Genomic DNA, 25,796 nt, shown 5'->3' with positions numbered 1-25,796 from the left:
TAATATCTTTCGATATTGAATTGACTGTGCCGAATAATTACCGAAATAACTATTCTGTTGGTCACTCAGTTTTCAATTGAGACTCTAATTTGTTTGCCTCGTTACTTGCTCAATAAAGAACAAAGTAGGTTGGCTGTTAGAACTCAATCTGTACGAGTGCCCACACAGATGATTGCTTTATATTGTTAAAGAACGTTTTGAGTCGCTTTAGCGCCTCAAGGGATGCGAATAATACACCCTTTATTTTTCGAGTCAACACTTAGTTTTAAATTTTCATTTTGGAAGATTTAAAACCGAAGTTTTATTTAACTCTCTGAGGTAGTTCGTGCCTCGCTATGCGTTGGCGTTTCCCGTCTCAGTGGGGTCGCATTATAGGGAGATCCGAAAACAGATCAACCCTTTTTTTAGATCTTTTTACTGTTCGAACAAAAATAGAACAAAACCACGTAAAACCATATGAAAACACACCTAAGGTGATGCTTTTTTGTGCTCTTATTTATTATTTAATACAAATATCATTGCTATGTTTGATTTAGACGTTAAGATAGCAAGTTCACAATGTTAAATTAATGTTTATTTCCTGTTTATTGGTAGATCTAAAATGAAATTACCCGATCAAAAATCTTTTATCTTCTCTGTTATTCTTGCTGTAGTTGGTTTTGTTGTTGTTGAGTTCGCTTTAGGCGGCTTAGCTTTAAACCCTGCGTTACTATTTGGTGCTGGTTTATTAATAGGTGCGATTGCTATTGCTGCAATGTCATCTGATGTGACTGAAGAAGCTGAAGTTAAAACAAAAACGCTTTATGTTGGTAACCTTCCTTATCGTGCAAACGAAGGTGTGGTTCGTGCATTATTTGAAGAACAAGGCAAAGTATTCAATGTTCGTTTATTAAAGGATAAAAATACTGGCAAGCGTCGTGGCTTTGGTTTTGTTGAAATGGCGCAAGCTGATGCAGACAATGCAATTGCTAACTTAAACGATAGCGAGTTCCAACAACGTACTTTAAAGGTACGTGAAGCAAAACAAAAACAAGAAGATGATTCTAATGCTCTACGTACTGAGACGGATCAGTCAGTGTAACTAGCTTTACCGCTAGCTTATTGCTAAACACATCAGCCGTTGCATAATATTGCAGCGGCTTTTTTATGTCTGTTAGTTTATTCACACATAAGTTAAGTTCGTTAAGTAAGTAACTAACCCTATTTGCTATCGCTACACCTGAATCAAGTAATTTTACATTCCCTTCAAAATACTGACTCATCGGCCCTGCTAGAATTGGAAAGTGTGTACACCCCAGTACAAGTACATCTATAGTTTTATCTATATGCAGGCCATCTAGTACTTGGCGCAACTTGTTTGTATCTAATGAGTCTGTAAAAAAGTATTGCTCAGCTAAGGCTACTAACTCCACACTGCTATATAGATTAACAACTATATTACGCGCATGTTCAGCAATTAACGTTTTAGTGTATGAACTGGCGACCGTTGCTGGTGTGGCTAATAAGCCAATATGATTTGAACGTGTTAACTCAGCGGCAGGCTTTATTGCTGGCACAACACCTACAATTGGAATATCTGTCACTTGGCGCACCGCACTAAGTGCAGATGTAGAAGCGGTATTACACGCTATTACAATTAGATCAACGTTAAGAGCGTTAGTTTTGATGAAATGAATAAGTGAGCATAATCGGTTAATGATTGTTTGCTGGGATTGAGCTCCATAAGGTAGTAAAGCATTATCCATAAAATAGCTGTACTGAGCATTGGGGATACTTTGCTTTATATGCTCAAGTACAGTAGTTCCACCAATACCTGAATCAAAGACCATTATATGCGCTGACAAACTACCGTTCCCACTTTACTTTAAGAACGGCAGTTTGCCATGAGGTATTTATAAAAGAAAGTAGTTTAACTTTGCGTGGTTTCTAAATCAGTAAGCCTGTCGGCTGCCGAATTTAACTGATTAAGGTTTTCGAACATAGACTTTGTGTAATCTACTAACTTATCTATTTGTTCCTGATCTTGATTTAACCACTGTAGAATTCCAGCTAGTTGATTTTGTAATCCAAGCTCACCCGCTTTTTCAAAAGCATTTTTAAGGTCGTCATTAAAAGGGGCTAAACCCTCAGCTACTTGCTTTTCGGGTGCTGGTTTATATTCTTCATAGCTTTTAACTGTTGCTATTGTTTTTGTTTGGCGTAAATCCATAGAAAAAGCCACCAGCTGATCACTCTCTAAACTCAGCTCTTGTGCTTGTTCAAATGCTTTATCTAGGTCACCACCAAAAAATGTTTTACTTAAATCTTGTAAATCTTCCATCATCACATTAATCGCTTCTTGCTCTTGCTCATTTAAGTCACCATTTACCGACATCGAAAATGATACCTGTCGAGATTGCGATGATGAGCTTGCGAACGACTCGCTATTACTGTTTTGCTGATAGCCGCTTGCCGACTGAGATTCAAATGCATCTGCAAAGCTAATACTTACCTCGTCACCTTCTGCGGTGGTAAATTTATACTCTGCATTACTCGTCATACTGACATATTGAGCCTGGCTTATATTTACGCTGGCAGGTTGTGGGTTAAATAACGACTCTTCAAACTTATCGAGCCCATTGTAAATTCCCTCTTTGGACTTATTAATCCCCTCTTCCATGTCATCATTAAATACACCAGTACCTTTGAGTTCATCAACAGCGTCATCAATCCCTATTTGGACTCCTTTGCGCGCGTCGCCTAACATATCTTTGAGCTTTTCGTCATCAGCGCCGTTAGCTTTTGCTTTGTTAACAGCACTACTTACAAAATCGAGTACGTTTTTTACTATTTCATCAAAATCAAAGAGTGGTTTATCTGCTTTTTTTTCTGCCATAGGCAATCCAAGTTGCTCAGCCATTTTATCGCCAAGCACCTTTGCGGCCAACTCTCGGCCTCGTTGTTGATAGCTATCTTGAGGAGACGTAATTGTAGGTTGCTGTATATCAGCTTTATTATTGAATTTATTGATGTTGTTGTTTGGCGTAAAGCCATAATTACCTATTTTCATGATTCGTCTCCTAAGCGTGCGTAGTTTATTATCGGCTATAACAACAAAAACTAAAGTACAATGTTCAATAAAACAGCATAAATGCTAGCCAAAACTAGACAAATACGCAGCGCTCCCTACAATAGCGCCGATAAACAGATCTTAGAGAAGGTAGTAGCGTTAATGGCAGTTATTAAAATAGATACCACACAGTACCAAACGCAGTTAAGTGAAAAAGAGCAGCGTATTAGTGCGCAGTTTCAACGTTTTGGTGTGGAGCAACTAGAAGTATTTAGCTCAGAGCCAACTAACTACCGCCAACGTGCTGAATTTAGAGTATGGCACGACGGTGACGATCTGTTTCACATTATGTTTGATCAACAAACAAAAGAAAAAATCCGTGTTGATACGTTTGACCCCGCTGCGCCTCTAGTAGGTGAAATAATGCAGGTGATGATTGAAAGCCTCAAGCCTTGCGAGATATTACGTCGTAAGTTATTTCAAATTGATTACTTATCAACGCTAAGCGGTGAAATTTTAGTAAGCTTGCTTTATCACAAACCACTTGATGAAGAGTGGCTAAGTGAAATTAAAGCACTTAAAGAAAAGCTAAGCAGTAAATACAAGATTGACTTTATAGGCCGTGCTCGCAAACAAAAAGAAGTGCTGGGTGAAGACTTTGTAACTGAACGCTTAACTGTTAATGGTCAAGAGCTTATTTATCAACAAGTAGAAAATAGCTTTACTCAGCCTAATGCAAAAGTAAATATTAATATGCTGGAGTGGGCGCAAGATTTATGTAAACCACTTAAAAATGATTTATTAGAGCTGTACTGTGGTAACGGTAACTTTTCAATTGCATTAGCGGGCTGTTTTAATAAAGTATTAGCAACAGAAATATCAAAATCATCTGTTCACTCAGCTCAATACAACATTGCTAAAAATAACGTAGAGAACTTAGATATTATTCGTATGTCGAGCGAAGAGTTTACCCAAGCAATGAATGGCGAGCGTACTTTTTCTCGTTTAGACGGGATTGACCTTAAAAGCTATGACTGCCAAACCATATTGGTTGATCCACCGCGCGCCGGCATGGATGAATTAACGTGTGACCTTGTGGCTAACTACGAAAGCATAATTTATATATCGTGTAATCCAGAAACCCTAGAGCGTGACCTTGATCACCTAACACGTACGCACAACGTTAAGCGCTTTGCTATATTTGATCAGTTCCCTTATACACATCACATTGAGTCGGGTGTGTTCTTACAGCGTAAATAATAAATATGCTCAGTAAACGTTACCCATAAAAAAAGCTCCTTATAGGAGCTTTTTTAGTTTTAGCTAAATTTATTTGCTAGCTAAGTAATTAATCAGTTTGCTAATATCTTCTGGTTCAGTAATACCCGACTCACGACCTAGGTTTAATTTATACTTACCATTTACAATAAAGGTAGGTACGCCACGTAGTGCGCCTTTTTCTTTAAAGTAGTCCTGATCACGTTTCATTTTAGAGCTTAGCGTACGTACCGAGAAGCTTTTGAAAAGTTTATCAAACTTATCGCCATCAACGCCCTGTGCTACAAATATGTCTTTTACATCTGCAAGCTCATTAAATTTAGCGCGTTTGGTATGAATGTGGTTAAAGATTGCAGAAATAATCTGATCTTTTTGTGGAAGCACTTCTGCAGTAGCAAGTGCCTGGCTCATCATCTGTTGATTTTCTGGGTCGCGTACACCTACGAAATCAACATGGCTCTTTTTAAATTTAACGTTTTTATCAAGCTTAGGCTTAAACTCACCAATTACTGCTTCCATGTTGTTACATGCAGGGCAGTAAAATGAGAAAAACTCTTTAATTTCAGGCTTTTTAGTTGCGCGCTCAGAAACCACATCGTAATGCACGCCTTCTTCATACGTTGCTGCAAAGCTTGTTGCCGCCATAGAAAGTAGTACTGCAAGCAAACCTGCTTTAACTAATTTAATCATTATTATGCTCCGAAATTTATAGTGCTAATAAAAATGCAACTAACTCATCAAGTTCTTTTTGATTTTTGATGGTGTTGAGGTTTATTTTATATTTGTCGTTAACAATAAAAGTAGGAACGCCCGTTAAGGCACCTAATTTTGAATATTTGTTTTGATTATCTTGTAATGCTTGCTCAGCAGCAATTACTGGCATGCTTGCCATGTCTTGATCGAATGTTGCGCTATCAATACCATTTACTTCAAGTAGTTTTTTAACGTCTTTCATTTCAGTTAAAGGTGCACGTTGAACATGAATACTTTTAAAAATTTGATCGCTAATGCTCTGTGCCTGACCATGCTGTTTAGCAATTAAATAAGCAAAGCTTAAATTACTTTGAGCTTGCGGCGACACACCACCTAAAAAGTTAACGTGGTTTTTAATAAACTTGGCGCCTTCTGGCAGACCTTGTTCAATTGCTTTTGCTACTGGTTCAAACTTAAAACAATGCGGGCAATAATATGAGAAAAATTCAGTTACTTGCGGTGATGCACTTTTATCCACATCAATAACGGTGTATTGATTATCAACTTCAAACTGCGCAGCAAATGCTGCAAATGGTAAACATAAAAGTAATAAACTCAGTTTTAATTTTTTAAGCATTGGCATCTCGTTGTACTTGTCTTTAAATAAAATATTACGGCAATAATTTTAACGGTGCTTCTTGCAGTGCTGCAAGTTGCTCCTTCAGTGCTAAAATTTGTTGCTCCCAGTATTTGTCATCAGCAAACCATGTAAAGTTCCGCACAAAGGCAGGATCGCTCCATCGTTTAGCTACCCATCCCATGTAATGGATAATACGCATTGCTCGCAGCGGTTCAATTAATTTGAGTTGAGAGTGATCAAAATCACAAAACTCTTCATACGCATTCACAAGGGTGTCTAACTGTAACAGTTGCGTCGCTCTATCGCCACTGAGCATCATCCATAAATCTTGTATTGCAGGCCCTTGGCGGCTGTCATCTAAATCAACAAACATGAGCGCATCGCCTGCCCACAAAATATTACCAACGTGGCAGTCACCATGTAAGCGAATACTTTGCACATCTTTATACTGTTTTTGCGCCTGCTCTATCACCAAATCTAAAATAGTATAAAAAGCAGTATTTATTCCCATAGGCACTAAGTTACTTTTTTGTAGATGAACTTTGGCTGTATGCAAATACTCATCGCAGGTAACTGTTGGTCTGTAAGTAAAAGGTTTTGTTTTAGCGACTTGGTGCATACGGCCAATTAAACGCCCCATTACATCAAGCTGGTCTAAATTATCAACCTCAAATAAACGCCCGCCTACACTTGGAAACAACACAAACAAATACCCTTCGTGTTCAAACAAGCTTTGCCCATTATATAAAATAGGGGCTACAACAGGCACTTCTGCTTCTGCTAGTTCAAATGCAAAATCATGTTCTTCTTGAATTTGCTCCCTACTCCAACGCTCTGGTCGATAAAACTTCACTACGTAACGCAGACCATCATCGGCTTTAAATTGGTACACTCTGTTTTCATAGCTATTGAGTGCTAATAAACCTGACTCGGCGTACACACCTACGCTTTCTATTGCATCGAGTATTAGGTCGGGTGTTAAATCAATAAAACTAAATTTACTCATACTCTTCTTATATAAAATAAAAGCGGGTTATATACCCGCTTTTGTTAATTGCTATACCAGCCTACCATAAAGGCAGATTGTTATTACCGCGCTTTAAAAAAGTTACTTGGCTGCGATATTGTTTCATCTGGCTCACTAACCGGCGAAAGCACAAAGTTAAACTCTGTCATTGGCGCTTTTAAATCATAAGGGTCCATTACAAGTGACAATGGTACATTATGAGATTCACCTGCTTGCACAGTAAATGATTGCTTCCCTATGTACTTAAAGTTATCTAAACCTTGCACTTTAATATTAAAGGTTTGCTCGTACTGCGCTTTATTAATTACCTTTAACGTATACGTGTTCTCTACCAAACCATTAAAATCAACACGATATAATTGGTTTCGATCACGAATAATATCAAAGTCCATTGTTTTACGCAGTGCTATATTAGCGACAAGTGCACCCGTAAGCACAACAAGTATGACCGTGTAACCGATGATTTTAGCTCGTAGTGGATTCGTTTTATTTTCTGGCGTTTCGAGGTTTCGCTCAGTCGTATATGAAATAAGCCCACGCGGGTATTCCATTTTGTCCATTACGCCATCACATGCATCAATACATGCACCACAGTTAATACACTCAGCTTGTAGCCCGTTTCTAATATCAATACCGGTTGGGCATACTTGAACACACAAATTACAGTCTATACAATCGCCCAGCTCTAAATCTTTATGGTCTACTTTACGTGAGCGCGGACCACGGCTTTCACCACGGCTTTCATCGTACGTTACTGTGTATGTGTCTTTATCAAACATAGCTGATTGAAAACGTGAGTAAGGACAAATGTGTAAACACATAATTTCTCGCATCCAACCTGCGTTGCCATAGGTACATGCTGCAAAGAATATAATGCTTACTAGTGCATAACCACCTACATTAAAAGTGACAAAATCAGGAAGTAATTCTCTTATAGGCGTAAAGTAACCCACAAAAGAAATAGCCGTATACAACGAAAACAATACCCAACTAGTATGCTTTGCTGTTTTTCGCCAAAGCTTATCAAAGTTCATAGGGCGTTGATCGAGCTTTTTACGCTGATTAGCCGTGCCTTCAAACTTTTCTTCGAACCAAATAAAAATAAAGGTCCATACAGTTTGCGGGCAGGTATAGCCACACCACACCCGCCCATAAAAGGTGGTCACTAAAAATAGTGCAAATGCTGCCAGCATAAAGATAAACGCTAATATGGTGAAATCTTGAGGCCATAGCGTTAAACCAAAAATATTGTATTTTTGACCAATTAGATCAAACAGCACAGCTTGCTGGCCGTTAAAATTAATCCAAGGTAGTAACATAAACGCAAGTAGGCCTAAAAAGCCAATGCGCTGCCTAAGTAATTGATGTAGGCCTTTTACAGCACGCACATAAATACGATTTCGGGGATTGAACCTATCATCTTGACGGCTTAAATCCGGTTTTTGGATTTTCACCTCTACAGGGATATTCTTTACTTTAATTTGCTTGTCCATCGAAGTTCCTCAACGCCGCTTGGAAATAAAAACCCAGCAATACTCAAGTACTCTATACTTAAAGTTAGCAAGTTTACTTTAATAAATTGCCATCTCGAATACTTTCAGATATTTCAGAAATATCTGACTGCTGTTAACCATTATAACAATGTTGGTTAAAATTACTGGCATAGATTGCTAATAATTTATTCATCCCAGCTACTTGCTTTTAAAGTGCAGTTTATTACACTGCATGGTAATTCAACCCTACTTAGATCAAGGTTTACGTATCCATGAAAAAATTTCTTATTTTGGTAGTTGTGATCCTTGCCTTTTTTACTATCGACCACCCTCTTATAAAAGAACCTCGAGAAAAGTTATTAGGTGAAGGCATTGGCTTTTTAAGTGATGCGAGTAAGGTTAATAGAAGCCCTGCTGCCAATATGGCTAAAAATAGAATAAGCTCACAGTTAAAGCTTTCTGAATCTGAGGGTGAGTACGTAGAAAAAACATTTACAACTGATGACTCTGTTCAGTTATTTCACTTACGCTATTGTCGTGAACGTGACTTAAACCTTTACTTTTATGACGAACGTTTAAATACGGTGTGTAAAATAGTGACTGACGCACTAGAGCAAAAGCGAGCTAAGTAATGGATTTTTCGAATTTAAATAAAAAAGCAAGCGACTCATTTCATAAACAGCGCAACATGCTTAAACAATTAGCACAAGGCAAAACGTTAAAGTGTGAAAAATGTAATGGAGTTTTAACACTTGATTTAGCCACCAGCGAGCCTGGTAAAGGTATGGTAAAGTGTAAGCAAGGCTGTACTGATATTGTATTAGAACTAAGCGCTTAGATTATCTAAGCGCTTAAGCTAAAACTATTCGTCCCAGCTGTCATCAGTTATTAAACCACTATTAATGGCAACAACTTCTATGAGCTCCGCAAAGCCTAGTGCAAAGTCACCCATTGATTCATATTGATACTGGCATAAGGCTTCTTTAGTCATACTATTTTGCTGAGCAATCTGAGTAATTGCTTGCTGATCAAGAGCAAAAAAGCTCAGTGTACTTAATGCACTCTCTAATGCTTCTTTAAATTCAGCATCTAACTCAGGTGCATTTAAAAGTGGCTCTGCATATGCTTTAGTAGCCACTAAAAAGCCTTCGCTCCATGGTTTACAAAACTCAAGAGTAAACTCAACGGGTAGTTTGTATCCTGTTTCAAATACTTGCTCACTAATTTTATGGTATAGCGCCATAAACAAAAAAAGCATTTCTTCATCTAAATCATTGGCTGTACTTGGTAATATTTGCTCAAGCCACTCGTGCACATCTAATGGGGTGGGCGAACAAATAACGCCAAATAAATAGCCTTGGCTTTGCTCAAGGGTCATTGCTTTAGATTGGGTATTTAAAAATGTGCTGAGCTGCTTTGCTTGCAGCTCAGTAAATTGGGGTATTTGCATTAAAACTCTTTATATTCAAATATTAAAAGTTGAGCGGATAACGACCTTGGCTATCTGGTCGGCCTAAAAATTTAACCGCATCATGTACATCTTTAGGTAAGCTCGCATCTGGTTTTACATACCCTGCCACACTAAAGTCGAAATTAGCTTTAAGTGTAGCATCTGCTTCAAGGCCAAGCGTATTATCTGGGTCAATTAATATTGCCACGTCACCCGACTTACAGCTTAACTTGCCAGCCAGAGGACCAATATTAAACCACCCATTTAAGCCTTGTACGTCAATATTAGGGCTCGCTATTTCACCTTTTAATGAATCACAATAAGGTGCGCCTGAGCTGTATTCATTAAGCTCTAAAATTACGCGCCCTTTAGCGGTAACAGGCAGAGGAAGTTGCACACGTTGCATTGCACGCTCTACAGTGGAGCGTACTAGGGCGTCAGTTACTTTAACTTTTTTATTAAAAAGCCCATAGCTTACATCTGCGTATCCCGAAATATCAGTGCGCTCTCGTGCATTACCAAACTTTATATTCGCATTTAACTTGCCTGTAAACAATTTCCACCCGGCAATATCCCAGCGCACATTATTTAACTGCTCGCCATCAAAGCGAACTTGCATCATTTGACCTTGCCAAACAGTGCCTACAGTTTGGCCAACTTCTAGCTGCTTTGGTAAGTATGGCTTTGCTACATCAAGCGCAATACTTGCTGGTAATTTAATAATACAAAACACAATAAAACTAATTAAAAAGACAGCCGATAACGTTATTATTTTTTTCATTAATTAATTCTCTAATACTAGACGGCTTACACGCACATAGCCTGATTTATCATCGCGGCTTAAATCTAAGTTTTCAATTTTTAAACTGTGCTGGTTCACTAACTCATCTAACCACTCTATTAACTGATTAAATTCTACGGAGTCGAGCGTTAAACGAAGTGAACCCGTACTAGGCTGCATTTTACTAATATTTATTTGATAGCGACCTCGTGTAGAGTTAACAATTTGGCTTAAGTTTGTATTACTCGCCACACTCGTGTTGCCTGCGGCTTTTAGTTTTACAATACTTTCGTCAACCCAAGCTAATAGCTCTTGTTGTTTTATTTGAGATTGCTGTGCTTTTTCTATCGCATTATTTAATGGTCTAAATATTCCCATTACTAAAATAAAAATAATAAACACACCACCAGCAACCATTACCAATTGTTGTTCTTGCTCTTTAAGCGAACGCCATTGTTGCATTAACTGCTTTTTCATACTGCACCTCGCAGTTTAATTTCGCCAACGACATAATCACCGTCGTTATTTAAAGACCCTTGCTCAACCGTTAAACCTTGCTTTTCAAGTATGATTTTTACTTTACCAAAGGTTTGGAAGTCTTTAGCGCGTGCACGAATGCGCAGCTCATTGCGACGTTTGTCATAACGAAGAGTTTCAGGTGTAAATTCGCTCACTTGCGAAAACACATCAACCAAGTTAGTTGTTAATTCTAAAAAGCCTGTTTCGCTTGAACCTTGCACTTTATCTAATGCGCCTCTAATTTGGCTTTTAATTAAATTAGGACGAACTTTAGTGCCCGGAAATGCTTTTTGGTATCTATCGACGACTTGAGCTTTAGCTACTTCTACTTGTGTATTAAGTTGATGCAACTCAATCGCTTTTATTGTAATTGTAGCGGCCAATGCAACACTTGCTATAATTGCGGCGCCTTTCCAATAACCCCACCATAAAGCGCTTTGTTTTTTAAGCTGATACATACCTTGGCGTAAGTTGAACTTAACGCTATCTAGCTGCTTTGCAAATAATGCTAAAGGAAGGTCGTACTCACTCGTTTGCGCTTGTAAGTTAACGCTCTCAGGAAACTGATTAGCAGGGCTAAAATGTTTAATATCAGGATTACCCATGGCTGTTAAATAGCCACTTAACCAACTAGATTCAACCGCACCAATATGCCATTCTCCTTGCTTAAATAACCATTGGTTATTGAGCTCAATTGCAGTTATTGCGCCCTCCTCTGCTGTTGGTAACAACAAAGCATCGGGTAATATTCTGTATACTGATAAATTATGCTCAGTAAATAATGCGAGCCATTGTTCAAACCATTCACGGTCAGTCATAGCTACACGTATCGCATGTTGCTCTCCAAGCATTGTTGGCTGCGCTACTGCTATAAACAGTTCATCTACGTCACATGCTATATCTTCTTCGAGCATATACGGCAGTGCTTGCTCGAGCTTACGATTCCATTTTGTTGGCAAGGCAACCGTTTTTAATTGCACTTGATCACTTGGTAATAACACGACCACTTCTCGGGTAAGTGCTTTTTCGCTTAACTCACTTAAATGATCTGCATTTGGTAACTCGCCACTGGCTATTATTTCTTGCTCTTGTGGTGAGTAAATTAACCAATTAAGCAACTCTTGCTCGGTTTGACCCGTGCGGATCAACAGTATTTCTGTCACTGTACGCCTCCAAATTTTCGCGCCAGTATCGTTACGTCGCCGTCTTTAGCGTACAGTAATGTGGTCATCGAAAAACGCAGGTCGACAAAATTTGCCTGCGTTTGTAATTTAAAATATTCGCTTTTAATACTAAATAAACTTTTTACTGCGTCAGTATTAGTGCCGCCTTGCTGCTTAACCTGTTCAAAAAATTCATCAATGGTGTCAAAGCCAGTTTGCGGCCTGGCACCTATCACCGCTTCTGCACCAGATAAGCTCAAACTTTCTATTAAGGCACTGAGTATAAGTGCTTGTTCTGGTACTAATGTATTTACATTTATAGATAAAAGCGTACTGCCGGGTATTACACATACATATGGCAGTACTTTTTCCATCACTAATGGATTAAAGCCCTTAACTAAACGTAGCTCCGATGTTGATGCAAATAAACTATTGGCTGTCATGTACGGAAAATCTCGTGATAAATACTCGTCTTCCTCTGCACCTGAGCGATACGTTATGCTGTCCTCGTCAAGCCAATCGAATACGCTATCTGCCATTGTCTCTTCTGATTCATCAGCAGGTAAGTCATCAATATTTTCAAGTAATGCAAATAGTGCTTTGTGCGCAGGGTTTGTTTTACTCGCGCTGTTTGTATCTGGTGCTATGGCTAAAGCATTTAAATTTAAACATGCTTGTAAGTCAGTAATTTTGCCACTCAATGTACCGTTATCAACAGGATATGAAGCATCACCTTGGGTTGCCCATATTTGGTCGAGCGTTGTCTTATCGGCATCATCTTTTTTACTTTGTATAAGCCCTTTAATAGCAAGTTCTTCTGCACCATAGGCATACCACTTAGCTTGTTGATGACCTTGTAAATTAGTACTTTTTTGCACTTGCACCATTAAATTAGCGCTCATCTCTACCGCCAAAATAGCAGCCAACGCCACAATAAATAAAACAATAACAAGTGCTGCGCCGCGCGATGATTGTTGCTTAACCATTATTCACGCTCGTATCTTGTGTTGTGCTTGGTGGAGCAACAACCTTGCCCTGCCCTGGTACTAAAAATACTCGACGAATCGGTTCTGCTTTTATTTGTTGTAACGTAACAGCAACTGCTTTAGGAAGCGCTTTAATTTCCCATTGCTCTTGCCATTCGTTTTTATCATCTAAAAACTCAAACTTAAGCTCTTCAATATTCTCCAGTACACGTTGAACGCGTGGTTCCATATTATCAAGCTGATCAACATATACTCTGTAAACACGCTCAAGGTTATCGTCTATCACTCTATAACCAACAGCTTGTAGCTCAGAGCGTGGTAATAAGTTTATTGGATTTATCCAACCATCTCGTACAAACGCGATACCATCGTATTGGCTTTCTAAAACGTAACGACCCGCGAGTAAGTATTGTTCTTGAACATCGCCAGACTCATTACGAACAGCCCGTTTGGTCATTTGGCTAAAATCTTGATCCATTAACCTAAAGGTAGTTTGCAACCCGTTTAACTCAGCTATTTTTTCGTCCGAAGCATCTTTAGCTCTTGTTGTCGTCTCGAGTATTTGATGAGTAGCAATAATAACAAAAGCTAAAATACCCAGTGCAACCATAACTTCAAGTAATGTAAACCCGCGCTGCTTCACTTACTTTTTGCCTTTATTTAAATACGTTGATAATTCATATGCCGAATGCTCATACTTTTCATCCGTAAAAACATTGATTGTTAGCTTAACAAAGCTCTTATCAGCGGTAGCGGTTACTTCTTGTTGCCAAAACCATTCAATACCGCCCATTACTTCACTGCCTTTAAGGTTATTTTTACCTTGCCACTGTTCACCTTTAGTACGTTGTTCAATAATAACGTTTTCGGCGACCCACGATGCATAGGTTTGTTCTTCAATAGTGGTTAAGTGATGTATATGCTCGCTTGTTGCTTGCATTGCCGCTATACCCGCCATGGCGCAAATACTTAATGCGACAAGCACTTCTAATAAGGTAAACCCTTTAGTGCGCTTCATTATTCTGGCTCTCGGCGAAAGTTTACTGGTGCAGCAAATTCACCTTCAATGTAATACACAGGTTCGCTTTGCTCTTTTAACTCTAATATAAGTTGAAACGCGCTTACCTCACCTGATGACAAAATAAGTACTTGTGGGATTTTCAACTTTTTAAGCTCAAGTAAGCTGTCCTCATCGCCACCACTCATAAGTTCGCGCCAGTTAGATTGCTCTAAGAGGTTATCTTGCGCCCACGCTAAATCTTCTAAGTTAAGAGTGAGCTTTAACCTTTCATCTAACTCGATTGGTTTAAAAAGATCTTCACGGTCAAAGGTAATCCACTTTTCACCATCAAAAACTAAATACTCTAGTGTGTTGTCTTCAACTAATAAGCCCAATTCAACTTGGTTTAAAATGGCAAATTCTGATGCCATATTAATGGTGGTATGCAGCCTGAGTGCTTGAGTATCTAATTCTTCCTCGGCACCGCCTTCTAAGCTGTATACCACCATTTTGGTGGCAAAAGCGATGATCACTAATACCACTAAAATTTCTATTAAACTAAAGCCGCTGCTTTTTGCATGGCGCTGCTTAAGGCTTGCTTTCATAGCAAGCCTCTAGCATTAACATGTTCATACAAAGCAGTGTACTTAAGCATTATTGTTTTTCTTCGTCCCAGTTACCGATATCATCATCAGTACCTACTTCACCATCTGGGCCCATAGAAAAAATATCAAACTTGCCAATTTCACCTGGGCTAATTAACTGATAAGTATTACCCCAAGGATCCTCTGGTAGTTCATTAATAAAACCACCGTCAGGGAAACGCTTTGGAACCGGTTCAATACTTGTTTGAGTAACTAGCGCTTCAAGACCTTGCTCTGTGCTTGGGTAACTCTTATTTTTAAGCTTGTATAAGCTCATTGCATCTTCTAATTGCTGAATATCTAGATGCGCTTTATCAATAGCAGCCTCTTCTTGCTGACCCATAATGTTAGGTGCCACAATTGACATAATCATCCCGATGATAACCAGTACCACCATCACTTCTAGTAAAGAAAAACCTGATTGTTTATTCACGTAATTACCTCATTATTCTAAAAACACTAAGTAAAAATGGTTTAGGTAAAACCATTAATATATTTAAAAATTATTTTAACTTAAAGTCCAACAGCTTTATTCATCGCCATTATTGGCTGTAATATCGCCATTACTATAAATAATACAATAACCGCCATTGAGGCGATCATCGCAGGCTCTAGTAGTTTAAGCGATACATTAACCATGCTCTCAAATTCGCGATCTTGGTTATTTGCAGCACGCTCTAGCATTTGCTCTAGTTCACCTGATTTTTCACCACTTGCTATCATATGCAGCATCATTGGTGGAAACAACTTAGTTTGCTGAAGCGCAGCTCTTAAGCTTGCACCCTCACTCACTCTATCGGATGCATCTGCAACCGCTTTTTTAATTTTTTCGTTAATGAGTACGCCGCCCGATATACGCATTCCTTCAAGTAATGGTACCGAGCTTGATGATAAAATACTTAAAGTACGCGCAAAACGTGCGGTGTTGATACCACGAGCTACTTTACCTATGCCCGGCATATGCAGCACTCGGTCATCCCACCAAAAACGTATTTTTGGCTGTTTAAGTGCATGCTTAATCCCAATAGCGATGGCTGTGATGGCTATTAAACTAATAAACCAGTAATTTTGCACAAAATGGCTACCTGCCATTACCCATTCGGTTGTCCAAGGAAGTACTTGTTTAGTTTTTTCAAATGTTTTTAATATTTTAGGTACTACAGTACCCAGTAATACCGACACAATACCAATTGCAAACACCACTAAAATAATAGGATAAACCATTGCTTGCGTTATTTGGCTACGCATATGTTGGCGCTGCTCTGTGTAGTCGGCTAAACGATTAAGTACTTGGTCAAGGTGACCCGACTTTTCGCCTGCGGCAACCATTGCACGATATAAGTCGTCAAAAACATGAGGAAACTCACTAAGACCATCGGCAAGGGTATAGCCCTCAACCACTTTTGAGCGTACCGACATAAGCATTCGTTTTAAACGTGGCTTTTCGCATTGTTCAGCAACTGCCATAACAGCGCCTTCAACAGGGAGTGCCGATTGAATAAGTGTCGCTAATTGCCTTGTAATTAGTGCTAAATCTGAGGTTGAAATTGTTGGCTTAAAAAAGCTACCCAGTAAAGGTGCTTTTTCGCCTTTAACGTGTTTATCACTTTGCGCCGCAGGGACAACTTCAAGCGGCGTAAGTTTTTGATCACGTAAAGTTTGGCGAATTTGTTTAGCTGTATCGGCCTCTAAAATGCCTTTTTTTTCTTTACCTCGGCCATCTAGGGCACGATATTCAAATGCCGCCATAATTAGCCTTCCTCACGGGTAACACGTAATACTTCTTCAAGTGTTGTTTTACCTGCAAGTACGCGGCTACACCCATCTTGGCGAATACTTGGGCTGCGCTTACGAATGTATTTCTCTACGCTTTGCTCACCTTTACCGTTGTGAATCATTTCGCGTATTGTTTCATCAACTACAAGTAACTCGTGAATACCCGTACGACCACGATAACCATTAAAGTTACACTCTTCACACCCTACTGCTCGGTAGATTGTAGGTTGGCTTTCAAAAGGAGTGCCTAACAGCTGGCATTCATGCTCATCAGCCGTGTGGCCTTCTTTGCAGGTATTACACAATGTACGTACTAAACGCTGCGATAACACACCGAGTAACGACGATGAAAGCAAGAAGGGTTCAACACCCATATCTTCCATACGTGTAATTGCACCCGATGCGGTATTAGTATGCAGAGTAGACATAACAAGGTGGCCGGTAAGTGACGCTTGAACACCAATTTGCGCAGTTTCAAGGTCGCGTATTTCACCCACCATTACTACATCAGGATCTTGACGTAATATTGCACGTAAACCGCGTGCAAATGTCATATCAACTTTTGCATTAACTTGTGTTTGGCCAATGCCTGGAATTTCGTACTCTATCGGATCTTCAACAGTAAGAATGTTACGATCGCGTGAGTTAATTTGACTCATACCTGCATACAAAGTGGTACTTTTACCAGAGCCCGTTGGCCCTGTTACCAAAATAATTCCGTGGGGTTTACTAATTAAATCTGAAAACAATGCACGGTTATCTGCGGTCATACCTAAATCTTCAAGGTTTAAACGCGCGTTATTTTTATCAAGTAAACGCAGTACCACACGCTCACCAAAGCTCGATGGCATTGTAGATACACGCACATCAACTGCTCGCCCGGCAATACGTAAACTAATACGACCATCTTGTGGGATACGTTTTTCGGCTATATCAAGCTTAGCCATTACTTTAATACGAGATACAAGTAACGATGCGAGTTTACGATTGGGCTTAAGTACTTCTTTAAGTACACCATCTACCCTAAAGCGAATAACAAGCTCTTGCTCGAAGGTTTCGATATGAATATCAGACGCACCTTCTTTAATCGCTTCGCTAAGCATGGCATTAATAAGCTTGATGATTGGTGCGTCATCGTCGCCCGCCAGTAAATCTTCAGTCTGTGGGAGTTCATCAGCAAGAGAGAATAAATCAACCTCGTTACCAATGTCTTCCATCATCTGTTGTGTTTCAGAGCTATCACGCTGGTATGATGCTTCAAGCAATAGCTCAAATTTATCATCAGCTAACTGCTCAAGTGTAAAACCATGGCCTGCGATACGGCGTACTTCTAATAGTACTTCCACATCTAGCTCGCCACGGTAGTAAACTATGCGGTTATCTTTGTTTTTACCAAGTAACACACCTGCACGTCTTGCATACGAAAACGGCAAACGTTTTGCTGGTAACTCAACTAACACATCACTGGTTAGTAGCTCATCCTGATTATGCGTTTGAGGATGAACCACATCTTGGTTTATCTCTTGAATCGCATTAGTCATCTTCACGCTCTTTTGCATTTTGTTTACGTAAAGACTCTTCATACGTAGGGGGAAGTACTAATTCGTCATTCCACTCAGGTAAAATAGGCGTATCAGTCATTGGCATTAATTCAATACCATCTTCTTTTTGCTTAAATTGCTCACCACGAATAAAGTTATATTTATTGAAGCTTAACTTATTCATGCTTACACCATCACGAATAATGGTTGGGCGAATAAACACAATAAGATTACGCTTACGACGCGTTGTATTTGTTGATCTAAACAAGTGACCTAAAATAGGGATATCGCCTAATAACGGCACCTTAGAAACACTTTCTTGTACGTCTTCATCTATTAAGCCGCCAAGTACAACCATACCGCCATCATCGGCCATTACCGTTGTTTTAATTGAACGTTTATTTACTGAAATATCAACCGCAGTGGCACCACTTACGCTCGATACTTCTTGCTCAATAGTAAGCTGTACTGCAGAGCCATCATTAATCTGTGGTGTAACAACTAGTTTAATACCAACTTCTTGACGCTCAACTGTTTGGAATGGGTTAGCGTTATTACTACCCGTTTGTGAGCCTGTAATTATAGGTACTTCTTGACCCACTAAAATAGATGCTTCTTCGTTATCCATTGTAGTAATAGACGGTGTAGCCAAAATATTTGAATTTGTGTCGGTAGCAACTGCTTGAATAATTGCACCCCAGTCATTTTTAACAACGCCCAGCGCTAAACCATTAATACCGCTTAGTAAGGAAGCTAATGGACCATAGTCACCTTCTGTTGTTTCCGTAAATGGCGTCACTGTACCTGACTCAGTTCCTATTATATTTTTAGTTACGGTTGTATCTTGTGCTTGCTCAGCGGCAACAGCTAATGAACCTACAGGAACAGTAGTACCATTATTAAACTGCAACATACCGCCTTGTTCAGAAATCCACTGCAGGCCTAAATTAACACCATCGCCTTCCATAACTTCAATAATAATGGCTTCAACTAATACTTGCGCTCGGCGAATATCAAGACGTTCAATTACCGACTCTAGTGATCGCATTGTGTCTGGCTGTGCGGTGATAATTAATGAGTTTGAGTCTGGGTGAGACTCTATACTGCTTTCATTATTGCTTCTGCTACGAGTTTTAGTAGTACCGCCTTGTGCATCTTCAACAAGTGACTTACTTACACCTTGCAATACTTTGACTAAATCTTCAGCTTTAGCGTAATTTAGGTAAAACACCTTGGTATTACCTTGGCTTTCTAATTCGCCATCTAAGCGCTTAATAAGCTCTATGGCACGTGTACGTGCCTGGCCTTCACCACTTACAATAACGCTATTAGTTCGGCCATCAGCCACAACTTTTGGAATTAAAAATTCAGGCACACTGCCTTTACCGCTGTCTTTATAAATATTGTCTACTACAGAGACAACATCATCTGCCGTCGCATATTTTAGCTTAACGATGTCTACACGCTTGTCACCCGCTTGATCAACAGAGCGAATGATCTCAACTAAGCGATTAACTGATGCAGCATGACCCGTTAGCATCATTACGTTAGCCGCATTAAAGTTAGCAACATGGCCACCATCTTTTTGATCGCTAAATTGACGAACTAAAGGACCAAGCTCCTGCACACTTACATTTTTAACACGTACAACACGTGTAATCATCATATCGCCGCTAGCTTCATTACCTTCGTCAATAAGTGGTACATTTGATTTCTTAGCGTCTGAACTTTTCTCTACTTTAAGAATGCCATTATCCATTTCAACAGCTGAGTAGCCATAAACTTCTAATACATTTAAGAAGAACTGATAATAAAGCGCTTCGTCCATTAACTCATAACTGCGAACATTTACTTTGCCGCGCACGTTAGGGTCAATAATCACCGTTTTATTAAGGTTTTTACCAACAATATTAATAAACTCGTTGATATCAGTTCCTTTAAAGTTAGCAGCATATTCAACAGCAGAAACAGACAAAGAAATACTTGCCGCCAAAAAAAGTGCTGCGTACTTAGCTAACCCTTTTTTAATTTTTTTGAGGTGTAGCACCTGAACCATCGTATTAAAACTCCAAAGCTAAATTATTGCAGACTAAATTGCACATCAATTTGTTCACCATCACGTTCTATAGTGATATTGGCATCTGTACTATTACGCAGCTCATTAATAGCTGACATAGCCTGTTTTAAATCTGTTAATTGATAGCCATTTATAGAAATAGCTAAATCGTTATTTTTTAATCCCATTTGCTTAAACAGTTCAGGCTCTTTACCTGGACTTAAGCGATACCCAATTAGCTCACCGTCATTCATGGCTTGTGAAACACGTATGTAGTCAAATAATTTACCCGGTTCTTCGAGCAGCTCTTCACGTGTTTCTATAATTGCTTCTTTAACATCCGGATCAGCAGTGGCATCTATTTGTAGTTCACTTGGTTCTAACTTTTGCGGACCCATTTCAGCCTCATCACGTGCAGCGAGTACAGGCATAGATACTTTTTTACTAAAATCGAGCCCATCAAGCATTAATGTTTCAAAGCCCCCATTAACACCCAAAATAACACGGTCAGGCAGTATCTGTGCTACTTTAGCTCGCGTGCCCGATACTACTTCTTCAACTAGATAGCTTACTTGCTTACCTTGTGATTCAATAATTGCTATACCTGCTTTATCATCGTTATTAACCGCTACAATACCGGTTAAGTTTATACTTAAGCGCGTTTCTGGCGCATTATTTATAACCTGCGATTGCTTTGCAGTATTATTGTTGTTTGTTACAGTTTTTTTACCAAATAAGAATTGCTCAACAATATGCTGTGCTGAGTTATTACTCGCACCAGATGACTGATTAGCATAATGAGTAGGAGTAAGTAGAGATACGGATGGTTTCGGCCACAAAAGCCAAACAAGTTTTGACAATAAAAATGCAAGATAAACAACAACTAACAGTGTTACTAACGCACTTAACTTAGCATGCGGTAACCGCGTTAAAAATTGTTTTAGTTGTTGGATTTGCTGTTCCATAAATAGTGTTCTTATTTTAATTTACTGCGTTAGCGCGTACCCATAGTACCCTTTCATTTTTCTTTCAACAAGCACACTAATATTAAACTTTGTAAACAGATTAAATTAACTTTACATCTGTGTATAAAAAACAAACGGCTGTTGTAATACCTTCATCCTACGATGATTTCATGATAAATTTTAAGCTATAAAACGTGGGAGCACCTTATGAGTAAAAGAAGTAATGCTAATACTAACTCAGACCATGCGGATGAGTTAAAAGTTCGATTAGATAAATGGTTATGGGCTGCGCGATTTTATAAAACCCGCGCCGTTGCGCGTGAAATGGTACAGGGCGGCAAAGTGCATTATAATGGTCAACGTACAAAAGCGAGTAAAATAGTAGAAGTTGGCGCAAAGGTAAAACTTGCCCAAGGTGTAGATGAAAAGCTGATAACTATACTTTCAGTGCTTGAAAAACGCCAAAGCGCCCCCATTGCACAGACCATGTATCAAGAATCTGATGCCAGTATTGCTAAACGCGAAGAGAACAGCATCGCACGCAAAAATAACAGCTTCTTTGCTCCTCATCCGGATAAAAAACCGGATAAAAAACAAAGACGCGAACTTTTAAAAATGAAATCAAGTTAGGTATAGCCGCTCATGCAACAAGATTTACTTCACCGTTATTTATTCAACGAACTAGATGTTCGTGGCGAACTCGTGCAAATCGAGAGTGCTTATAATGAAATGATTGCCGACCATAATTATCCAGAGCCAGTTAAAGCATTGCTAGGTGAGTTACTCGTTGCGACCTGCTTACTAACCGCCACATTAAAATTTGAAGGTGAAATTGCTGTACAGCTTCAAGGCGATGGTCCTGTTAAATATGCAGTTATAAATGGCGATGACAAACAAAACATGCGCGGGATCGCTCGTCTACAAAGTGAAATTACGGGCACAACCGTTAAAGAGCTTATTGGTCAAGGCTATATGGTGATTACTATTACGCCAAGTAAAGGTGAGCGTTATCAAGGTATAGTGCCACTAGAGCACGATACCCTTAGTGAATGTATTGAAAGTTACTTTGAGCAGTCAGAGCAATTGAAAACACGCCTTTGGTTTGCAACCGACACAACAGAAGGTAGCGCAAAAGCATGTGGTTTATTTCTACAAGTGCTTCCAGTTGATAAACAAAAATCAATTGAAGACTTTGCACATCTAGAAGCATTAAGTAATACAATTAAAGATGAAGAACTATTACATCTTGATGCTAATACTGTGCTTACACGCTTATATCACGAAGATAACCCTCGTGTATTTGAACCCCAAGCAATTAAATTCAAATGTGGTTGTAGCCGTGATAAAACAATTACGGCTCTTGTTAACATCGGACAACAAGAACTCCTTAACGATGTAGCTGAAAAAGGCTCGGTTAATATTAACTGCCACTATTGTTTAAAAGAATATGTTTTTAACGAGCAAGACATAAAAAGTATTTTCAACTAAATATTCAGCTTCACTTATATATACTAATTAAAGCCGCAAAATATGCGGTTTTATATTATAAAAAGATGATACCGGTGTCATCTTTTCTGCTAATTTCATGACACCGGTATCATTGAAATTATTCATGTTTTTTCTTAAATATATGTGTTTTTAGGGCCTTTGCGGGCTCGAATATCTTAAAACCTTCTGTTACTATAATTTCAGTTTAAGGGCACTGATAACCCCAGAGCTATCCGTTCAAACTCTCACACATAGTTAGGTATAAACATGACTACAGGCGCTACACGTTTTGTCGATTTAACCGCAGCTGAACTTGTCGAGCATGCGATCCGCCGTGGCGAAGGTACTTTAGCCGCAAATGGTGCTTTTGTTGCAATTACAGGAAAACGAACTGGCCGTTCACCAAAAGATCGTTTTATTGTACAAGAAGCTACTACTCAAGATGACATTCAATGGGGCAATGTTAATCGCCCGTTTGATGCAGACAAATTTGACGCTTTATGGGCTCGCGTAGAAGCACATGTTCAAAGTAATGACCACTTCACCTCTCACCTAGAAGTTGGCGCAGATCCTGAACATTACCTACCTGTAGTAGTAACTACAGAAACAGCGTGGCACCATATTTTTGCCAAAAACATGTTTATTGAACCGCAGAACTATAACGCTTCAAACTTACCACAATGGCAAGTAATGAACGTTCCTTCATTTGTATGTGAGCCAGAGCGTGATGGCACTAACAGTGATGGCACCGTTATTATTAACTTTGCAGCGCGCAAAGTATTACTAGCAGGTATGCGTTACGCCGGTGAAATGAAAAAGTCGATGTTTTCTGTACAAAACTTCCTACTTCCAGCAAAAGGTGTATTACCAATGCACTGTTCTGCTAATGTTGGTGAAGCAGGCGATACAGCATTATTCTTCGGTTTATCTGGTACGGGTAAAACAACACTTTCAGCAGACCCTACTCGCTTTCTAATTGGTGATGACGAGCACGGCTGGGCACCTGGAAGCGTGTTTAATATTGAAGGCGGTTGTTATGCTAAATGTATCGACCTTTCACAAAAGAATGAACCTGTAATTTGGAATGCTATTCGCTTTGGCACTATTTTAGAAAATGTAGTGTTAGATGAAAAAGGCGTTCCAGATTTTAACGATACTAGCCTTACTCAAAATAGCCGTGCAGCATATCCACTTGAACACGTTGAAAAACGTAAAGTAGAAAACCGCGCAGGCGAACCTAAGGCTGTTGTATTTTTAACTTGTGATGTAAGCGGTGTATTACCACCCGTTTCTATACTTAGCGAAGAAGCAGCTGCTTTTCACTTTTTAAGTGGATACACAGCAAAAGTTGGTTCTACTGAGATTGGTTCAACTAGCGATATTGAATCAACTTTCTCTACATGTTTTGGCGCACCATTCTTCCCACGCCCTGCAGGTGTTTACGCTGAGCTTCTTATGAAGCGTGTACGCGAGTTTGGCGCTAAGGTGTACCTTGTGAATACAGGTTGGACTGGCGGCCCTTACGGCACAGGTAAACGTTTTGATATTCCAACAACTCGTGCAGTAATTGATGCAATCGTATCTGGGAAATTAGCGGGTGTTGAAACTCAGCACATTGATGTTTTAAACCTAGATGTACCGGTAGCAGTTCCAGGTGTAGATACTAACTTACTTAACCCTATTAATACGTGGGAAGATAAAGCTAAGTACAACGAATATGCAGCAAAACTTGCCGCTGACTTCACTGAGAACTTTGCTAAGTACGACGTATCAGACGATATAAAAAATGCAGGACCTAAAGCTTAAATAAACTTTAATATTGTATTTTAACGCCAGCCCATAGCTGGCGTTTTACTTTTTAATACCTAATTTAATAAGTGCGACAAAATGCCGCACAACTTATATAAAAAACCATATAATATACCGCGTAATTGATCACCTCCTAATGCCCAATAAATCAGCATTACTCATTACGGCTATTTAATTGATGACACCAAAGCTTTCATGGCGAAAAACCTCAAGACGGTTACATTTATACTTAGGGCTCTCGGTAGGCGTACTACTCACTATTATTAGCCTTTCTGGCTCCGTATTAGTTTATTACCCACAAATAGACTCACTGTTAAATCCAATTGATCACACTACTGCCGATACAAAATCACCTAATTGGGATAAAGCATACAGTACGTTAAGGAAAAATTTCCCTGCCAAGCTTGGGCCATGGCGATTAGAAAATACAGGTATGAATTCAATTGTACCCGCACGCTACTACAATCCTATAGAAACAAAAGAGCAAGGTTTTGCTCCCTTAATGGTTTGGCTATCTAGTAATAGCAATGAAGTAATACGCAAAGACTACTGGGGGGAATATCTAGTAACTTGGATGTACAACCTACATTTTTCATTACTAACGGGAACGACAGGCACACTTGTTGTCGGCTATATAGGTGTAGCCTCATTAGTTCTTCTTATTTCTGGATTCTTTGCTTGGCTTCCAAAGTCTGGGCAGTGGGTAAAGTCACTAAAATTTAAGTCTCGTAGCTCTAGAATAGGTTTGCTATACGACTGGCATAAACTAATTGGATTAAGCTTCTGCGCGCCATTATTAGTTCTCACTGTTACAGGTGTTATACTTGCCATACCAAAACAAACTGACCCTATATTAACTGCCCTAGTTGGCGATATAAACTCCCCCTCAATAAAGCAAATACAACCCAGTAAACAATCCAGCATTCCCTTATCGAAAGCAATACTTATAGCTCAAAAAACATTGCCCGAAGCACGTTTAGCTTGGATTGAAACACCATCAAACTTAAATGCTATTTATAGATTTAGATATCAAACTAGAAACGATCCTTCGTATCGCTTCCCGCATAGCTATATCGAAGTTAATGCATCTACAGGGGAACTAGAGAGCCTGTTTAACATAGATAAGCAAAGCACGGCTAGTAAAGTCAAAAACTGGATACACCCACTGCATGACGGCAGTATTGGCGGAAACATGCTAAAAGTTATATGGGTGCTAAGTGGTTTTGGGTCTGCAGCATTGTTTTTTATCGGTGTATATCGATGGTTAGTTAGAACGAGGAGAATATAAAATAAACTTTATACTAATCCGCTTTGTTAAGGGTAGTGTTTAGAAATCTGTGTCATTTCAGTATTATTAAGAAAACAGGAGTGACACATGACTCAATCTTTCGATTTCAACAAAGCATTAGCTGAACTTCAAGCTGGTAAAGGTCTTACT

27 protein-coding genes are annotated in these 25,796 nt (G+C 39.2%); 8 read left to right on the top strand and 19 right to left on the bottom strand.

Annotated elements, in window-relative coordinates:
- The first annotated feature begins 601 nt into the window (after positions 1–601).
- Positions 602–1,081: an RNA recognition motif domain-containing protein gene (locus I6F49_RS18130; RefSeq protein ID WP_007582860.1), complete on the top strand. Its 480-nt coding sequence runs from the start codon at positions 602–604 to the stop codon at positions 1,079–1,081.
- Here I6F49_RS18130 and murI read toward each other — a convergent pair.
- Both murI and I6F49_RS18120 read right to left on the bottom strand, forming a co-directional pair.
- Positions 1,044–1,844, bottom strand: a complete 801-nt coding sequence (gene murI / locus I6F49_RS18125) for a glutamate racemase (RefSeq protein ID WP_197181537.1) — start codon at positions 1,842–1,844, stop codon at positions 1,044–1,046. The two genes, I6F49_RS18130 and murI, sit on opposite strands and share 38 nt — an antisense overlap.
- A gap of 65 nt (positions 1,845–1,909) precedes the next feature.
- On the bottom strand, positions 1,910–3,049 hold the full coding sequence (locus I6F49_RS18120) for a DUF5610 domain-containing protein (protein ID WP_197181536.1): 1,140 nt from the start codon (positions 3,047–3,049) through the stop codon (positions 1,910–1,912).
- 162 nt (positions 3,050–3,211) lie between these two features.
- Between I6F49_RS18120 and trmA the strand changes: the two genes are divergently transcribed.
- Positions 3,212–4,309: a tRNA (uridine(54)-C5)-methyltransferase TrmA gene (gene trmA, locus I6F49_RS18115; protein WP_197181535.1), complete on the top strand. Its 1,098-nt coding sequence runs from the start codon at positions 3,212–3,214 to the stop codon at positions 4,307–4,309.
- 69 nt (positions 4,310–4,378) lie between these two features.
- On the opposite strand, the gene I6F49_RS18110 is transcribed toward trmA, so the two are convergent.
- The 4 genes from I6F49_RS18110 to ccoG form a co-directional block, all read right to left on the bottom strand.
- Positions 4,379–5,017, bottom strand: a complete 639-nt coding sequence (locus I6F49_RS18110; protein ID WP_197181534.1) for a thiol:disulfide interchange protein DsbA/DsbL — start codon at positions 5,015–5,017, stop codon at positions 4,379–4,381.
- A 16-nt stretch (positions 5,018–5,033) separates the two neighbouring features.
- Complete coding sequence (locus I6F49_RS18105; RefSeq protein WP_166421588.1) at positions 5,034–5,657, bottom strand: thiol:disulfide interchange protein DsbA/DsbL; 624 nt, start codon at positions 5,655–5,657, stop codon at positions 5,034–5,036.
- Positions 5,658–5,691: 34 nt separating this feature from the next.
- On the bottom strand, positions 5,692–6,666 hold the full coding sequence (locus I6F49_RS18100; protein ID WP_166421589.1) for a serine/threonine protein kinase: 975 nt from the start codon (positions 6,664–6,666) through the stop codon (positions 5,692–5,694).
- 83 nt (positions 6,667–6,749) lie between these two features.
- Positions 6,750–8,180: a cytochrome c oxidase accessory protein CcoG gene (gene ccoG, locus I6F49_RS18095; protein WP_197181533.1), complete on the bottom strand. Its 1,431-nt coding sequence runs from the start codon at positions 8,178–8,180 to the stop codon at positions 6,750–6,752.
- A gap of 272 nt (positions 8,181–8,452) precedes the next feature.
- On the opposite strand from ccoG, the gene I6F49_RS18090 reads away from it, so the two are divergent.
- Together I6F49_RS18090 and I6F49_RS18085 are read left to right on the top strand one after the other, a co-directional pair.
- The gene (locus I6F49_RS18090; protein ID WP_166421591.1) at positions 8,453–8,812 is read left to right on the top strand and encodes a hypothetical protein; all 360 of its coding nucleotides are present in this window, start codon (positions 8,453–8,455) and stop codon (positions 8,810–8,812) included.
- Positions 8,812–9,018: a hypothetical protein gene (locus I6F49_RS18085; protein WP_166421592.1), complete on the top strand. Its 207-nt coding sequence runs from the start codon at positions 8,812–8,814 to the stop codon at positions 9,016–9,018. Before I6F49_RS18090 ends, I6F49_RS18085 begins: the two co-directional genes overlap by 1 nt.
- 24 nt (positions 9,019–9,042) lie before the next feature.
- Here the strand turns inward: I6F49_RS18085 and I6F49_RS18080 are convergent, their stop codons facing one another.
- The 13 genes from I6F49_RS18080 to gspC all read right to left on the bottom strand — a co-directional run bounded on the left by I6F49_RS18080 (position 9,043) and on the right by gspC (position 21,061).
- Entirely contained in the window at positions 9,043–9,630 is a 588-nt protein-coding gene (locus I6F49_RS18080; RefSeq protein ID WP_166421593.1) for a UPF0149 family protein, read from the bottom strand.
- 22 nt (positions 9,631–9,652) lie between these two features.
- Positions 9,653–10,411 carry a type II secretion system protein N gene (locus I6F49_RS18075; protein ID WP_197181532.1) on the bottom strand — a complete coding sequence of 253 codons (759 nt, stop codon included), beginning with the start codon at positions 10,409–10,411 and terminating at the stop codon, positions 9,653–9,655.
- A gap of 3 nt (positions 10,412–10,414) precedes the next feature.
- Positions 10,415–10,888 carry a type II secretion system protein GspM gene (gspM, locus tag I6F49_RS18070; protein ID WP_197181531.1) on the bottom strand — a complete coding sequence of 158 codons (474 nt, stop codon included), beginning with the start codon at positions 10,886–10,888 and terminating at the stop codon, positions 10,415–10,417.
- Positions 10,885–12,093, bottom strand: coding sequence for a type II secretion system protein GspL (gspL, locus tag I6F49_RS18065; RefSeq protein ID WP_197181530.1), 1,209 nt, complete (start codon positions 12,091–12,093; stop codon positions 10,885–10,887). The genes gspM and gspL overlap by 4 nt, the downstream gene beginning before the upstream one ends.
- Positions 12,090–13,079 carry a type II secretion system minor pseudopilin GspK gene (gspK, locus tag I6F49_RS18060; protein ID WP_197181529.1) on the bottom strand — a complete coding sequence of 330 codons (990 nt, stop codon included), beginning with the start codon at positions 13,077–13,079 and terminating at the stop codon, positions 12,090–12,092. Before gspK ends, gspL begins: the two co-directional genes overlap by 4 nt.
- On the bottom strand, positions 13,072–13,722 hold the full coding sequence (gene gspJ, locus I6F49_RS18055) for a type II secretion system minor pseudopilin GspJ (protein WP_197181528.1): 651 nt from the start codon (positions 13,720–13,722) through the stop codon (positions 13,072–13,074). The genes gspK and gspJ overlap by 8 nt, the downstream gene beginning before the upstream one ends.
- Positions 13,723–14,097, bottom strand: a complete 375-nt coding sequence (gene gspI, locus I6F49_RS18050; protein WP_197181527.1) for a type II secretion system minor pseudopilin GspI — start codon at positions 14,095–14,097, stop codon at positions 13,723–13,725. It lies immediately after the preceding gene.
- Complete coding sequence (locus tag I6F49_RS18045) at positions 14,097–14,684, bottom strand: prepilin-type N-terminal cleavage/methylation domain-containing protein (protein ID WP_197181526.1); 588 nt, start codon at positions 14,682–14,684, stop codon at positions 14,097–14,099. Before I6F49_RS18045 ends, gspI begins: the two co-directional genes overlap by 1 nt.
- Positions 14,685–14,733: 49 nt before the next feature.
- Positions 14,734–15,156 carry a type II secretion system major pseudopilin GspG gene (gspG, locus tag I6F49_RS18040; RefSeq protein WP_197181525.1) on the bottom strand — a complete coding sequence of 141 codons (423 nt, stop codon included), beginning with the start codon at positions 15,154–15,156 and terminating at the stop codon, positions 14,734–14,736.
- A gap of 80 nt (positions 15,157–15,236) precedes the next feature.
- Positions 15,237–16,472 carry a type II secretion system inner membrane protein GspF gene (gene gspF / locus I6F49_RS18035; RefSeq protein ID WP_197181524.1) on the bottom strand — a complete coding sequence of 412 codons (1,236 nt, stop codon included), beginning with the start codon at positions 16,470–16,472 and terminating at the stop codon, positions 15,237–15,239.
- A 2-nt stretch (positions 16,473–16,474) separates the two neighbouring features.
- The gene (gspE, locus tag I6F49_RS18030; protein ID WP_231615133.1) at positions 16,475–18,040 is read right to left on the bottom strand and encodes a type II secretion system ATPase GspE; all 1,566 of its coding nucleotides are present in this window, start codon (positions 18,038–18,040) and stop codon (positions 16,475–16,477) included.
- Positions 18,033–20,096 (bottom strand): type II secretion system secretin GspD, encoded by a 2,064-nt coding sequence (gene gspD / locus I6F49_RS18025; RefSeq protein WP_197181523.1) that lies wholly within the window; start codon positions 20,094–20,096, stop codon positions 18,033–18,035. Before gspD ends, gspE begins: the two co-directional genes overlap by 8 nt.
- A gap of 23 nt (positions 20,097–20,119) precedes the next feature.
- Positions 20,120–21,061 carry a type II secretion system protein GspC gene (gene gspC, locus I6F49_RS18020; protein ID WP_197181522.1) on the bottom strand — a complete coding sequence of 314 codons (942 nt, stop codon included), beginning with the start codon at positions 21,059–21,061 and terminating at the stop codon, positions 20,120–20,122.
- A gap of 207 nt (positions 21,062–21,268) precedes the next feature.
- On the opposite strand from gspC, the gene hslR reads away from it, so the two are divergent.
- From hslR to I6F49_RS18000, 4 genes are all read left to right on the top strand, one after another.
- Positions 21,269–21,691: a ribosome-associated heat shock protein Hsp15 gene (hslR, locus tag I6F49_RS18015; protein ID WP_197181521.1), complete on the top strand. Its 423-nt coding sequence runs from the start codon at positions 21,269–21,271 to the stop codon at positions 21,689–21,691.
- 12 nt (positions 21,692–21,703) lie between these two features.
- Complete coding sequence (gene hslO / locus I6F49_RS18010) at positions 21,704–22,549, top strand: Hsp33 family molecular chaperone HslO (protein WP_197181520.1); 846 nt, start codon at positions 21,704–21,706, stop codon at positions 22,547–22,549.
- A 267-nt stretch (positions 22,550–22,816) separates the two neighbouring features.
- Complete coding sequence (locus tag I6F49_RS18005) at positions 22,817–24,355, top strand: phosphoenolpyruvate carboxykinase (protein ID WP_197181519.1); 1,539 nt, start codon at positions 22,817–22,819, stop codon at positions 24,353–24,355.
- Positions 24,356–24,536: 181 nt separating this feature from the next.
- A complete protein-coding gene (locus I6F49_RS18000; protein WP_197181518.1) occupies positions 24,537–25,646 on the top strand; it encodes a PepSY-associated TM helix domain-containing protein in 1,110 nt (369 codons plus the stop codon).
- The last annotated feature ends 150 nt before the right edge of the window (positions 25,647–25,796 follow it).

The organism is Pseudoalteromonas sp. SWN166, from assembly GCF_015864485.1.
Lineage (GTDB): Bacteria > Pseudomonadota > Gammaproteobacteria > Enterobacterales > Alteromonadaceae > Pseudoalteromonas.
Note: the sequence above shows the minus strand (reverse complement) of the source record. Positions and strands in the feature narration are given on the sequence as shown.

Excerpts from the sequence above, each read along its gene's own strand:
- I6F49_RS18130 (WP_007582860.1), top strand. The coding sequence starts at position 602 with ATGAAATTACCCGATCAAAAATCTTTTATCTTCTCTGTTATTCTTGCT.
- I6F49_RS18120 (WP_197181536.1), bottom strand. The coding sequence starts at position 3,049 with ATGAAAATAGGTAATTATGGCTTTACGCCAAACAACAACATCAATAAA.
- trmA (WP_197181535.1), top strand. The coding sequence starts at position 3,212 with ATGGCAGTTATTAAAATAGATACCACACAGTACCAAACGCAGTTAAGT.
- I6F49_RS18110 (WP_197181534.1), bottom strand. The coding sequence starts at position 5,017 with ATGATTAAATTAGTTAAAGCAGGTTTGCTTGCAGTACTACTTTCTATG.
- I6F49_RS18105 (WP_166421588.1), bottom strand. The coding sequence starts at position 5,657 with ATGCTTAAAAAATTAAAACTGAGTTTATTACTTTTATGTTTACCATTT.
- I6F49_RS18100 (WP_166421589.1), bottom strand. The coding sequence starts at position 6,666 with ATGAGTAAATTTAGTTTTATTGATTTAACACCCGACCTAATACTCGAT.
- ccoG (WP_197181533.1), bottom strand. The coding sequence starts at position 8,180 with ATGGACAAGCAAATTAAAGTAAAGAATATCCCTGTAGAGGTGAAAATC.
- I6F49_RS18090 (WP_166421591.1), top strand. The coding sequence starts at position 8,453 with ATGAAAAAATTTCTTATTTTGGTAGTTGTGATCCTTGCCTTTTTTACT.
- I6F49_RS18085 (WP_166421592.1), top strand. The coding sequence starts at position 8,812 with ATGGATTTTTCGAATTTAAATAAAAAAGCAAGCGACTCATTTCATAAA.
- I6F49_RS18080 (WP_166421593.1), bottom strand. The coding sequence starts at position 9,630 with ATGCAAATACCCCAATTTACTGAGCTGCAAGCAAAGCAGCTCAGCACA.
- I6F49_RS18075 (WP_197181532.1), bottom strand. The coding sequence starts at position 10,411 with ATGAAAAAAATAATAACGTTATCGGCTGTCTTTTTAATTAGTTTTATT.
- gspM (WP_197181531.1), bottom strand. The coding sequence starts at position 10,888 with ATGAAAAAGCAGTTAATGCAACAATGGCGTTCGCTTAAAGAGCAAGAA.
- gspK (WP_197181529.1), bottom strand. The coding sequence starts at position 13,079 with ATGGTTAAGCAACAATCATCGCGCGGCGCAGCACTTGTTATTGTTTTA.
- gspI (WP_197181527.1), bottom strand. The coding sequence starts at position 14,097 with ATGAAGCGCACTAAAGGGTTTACCTTATTAGAAGTGCTTGTCGCATTA.
- I6F49_RS18045 (WP_197181526.1), bottom strand. The coding sequence starts at position 14,684 with ATGAAAGCAAGCCTTAAGCAGCGCCATGCAAAAAGCAGCGGCTTTAGT.
- gspF (WP_197181524.1), bottom strand. The coding sequence starts at position 16,472 with ATGGCGGCATTTGAATATCGTGCCCTAGATGGCCGAGGTAAAGAAAAA.
- gspE (WP_231615133.1), bottom strand. The coding sequence starts at position 18,040 with ATGACTAATGCGATTCAAGAGATAAACCAAGATGTGGTTCATCCTCAA.
- gspD (WP_197181523.1), bottom strand. The coding sequence starts at position 20,096 with ATGGTTCAGGTGCTACACCTCAAAAAAATTAAAAAAGGGTTAGCTAAG.
- gspC (WP_197181522.1), bottom strand. The coding sequence starts at position 21,061 with ATGGAACAGCAAATCCAACAACTAAAACAATTTTTAACGCGGTTACCG.
- hslR (WP_197181521.1), top strand. The coding sequence starts at position 21,269 with ATGAGTAAAAGAAGTAATGCTAATACTAACTCAGACCATGCGGATGAG.
- hslO (WP_197181520.1), top strand. The coding sequence starts at position 21,704 with ATGCAACAAGATTTACTTCACCGTTATTTATTCAACGAACTAGATGTT.
- I6F49_RS18005 (WP_197181519.1), top strand. The coding sequence starts at position 22,817 with ATGACTACAGGCGCTACACGTTTTGTCGATTTAACCGCAGCTGAACTT.
- I6F49_RS18000 (WP_197181518.1), top strand. The coding sequence starts at position 24,537 with ATGACACCAAAGCTTTCATGGCGAAAAACCTCAAGACGGTTACATTTA.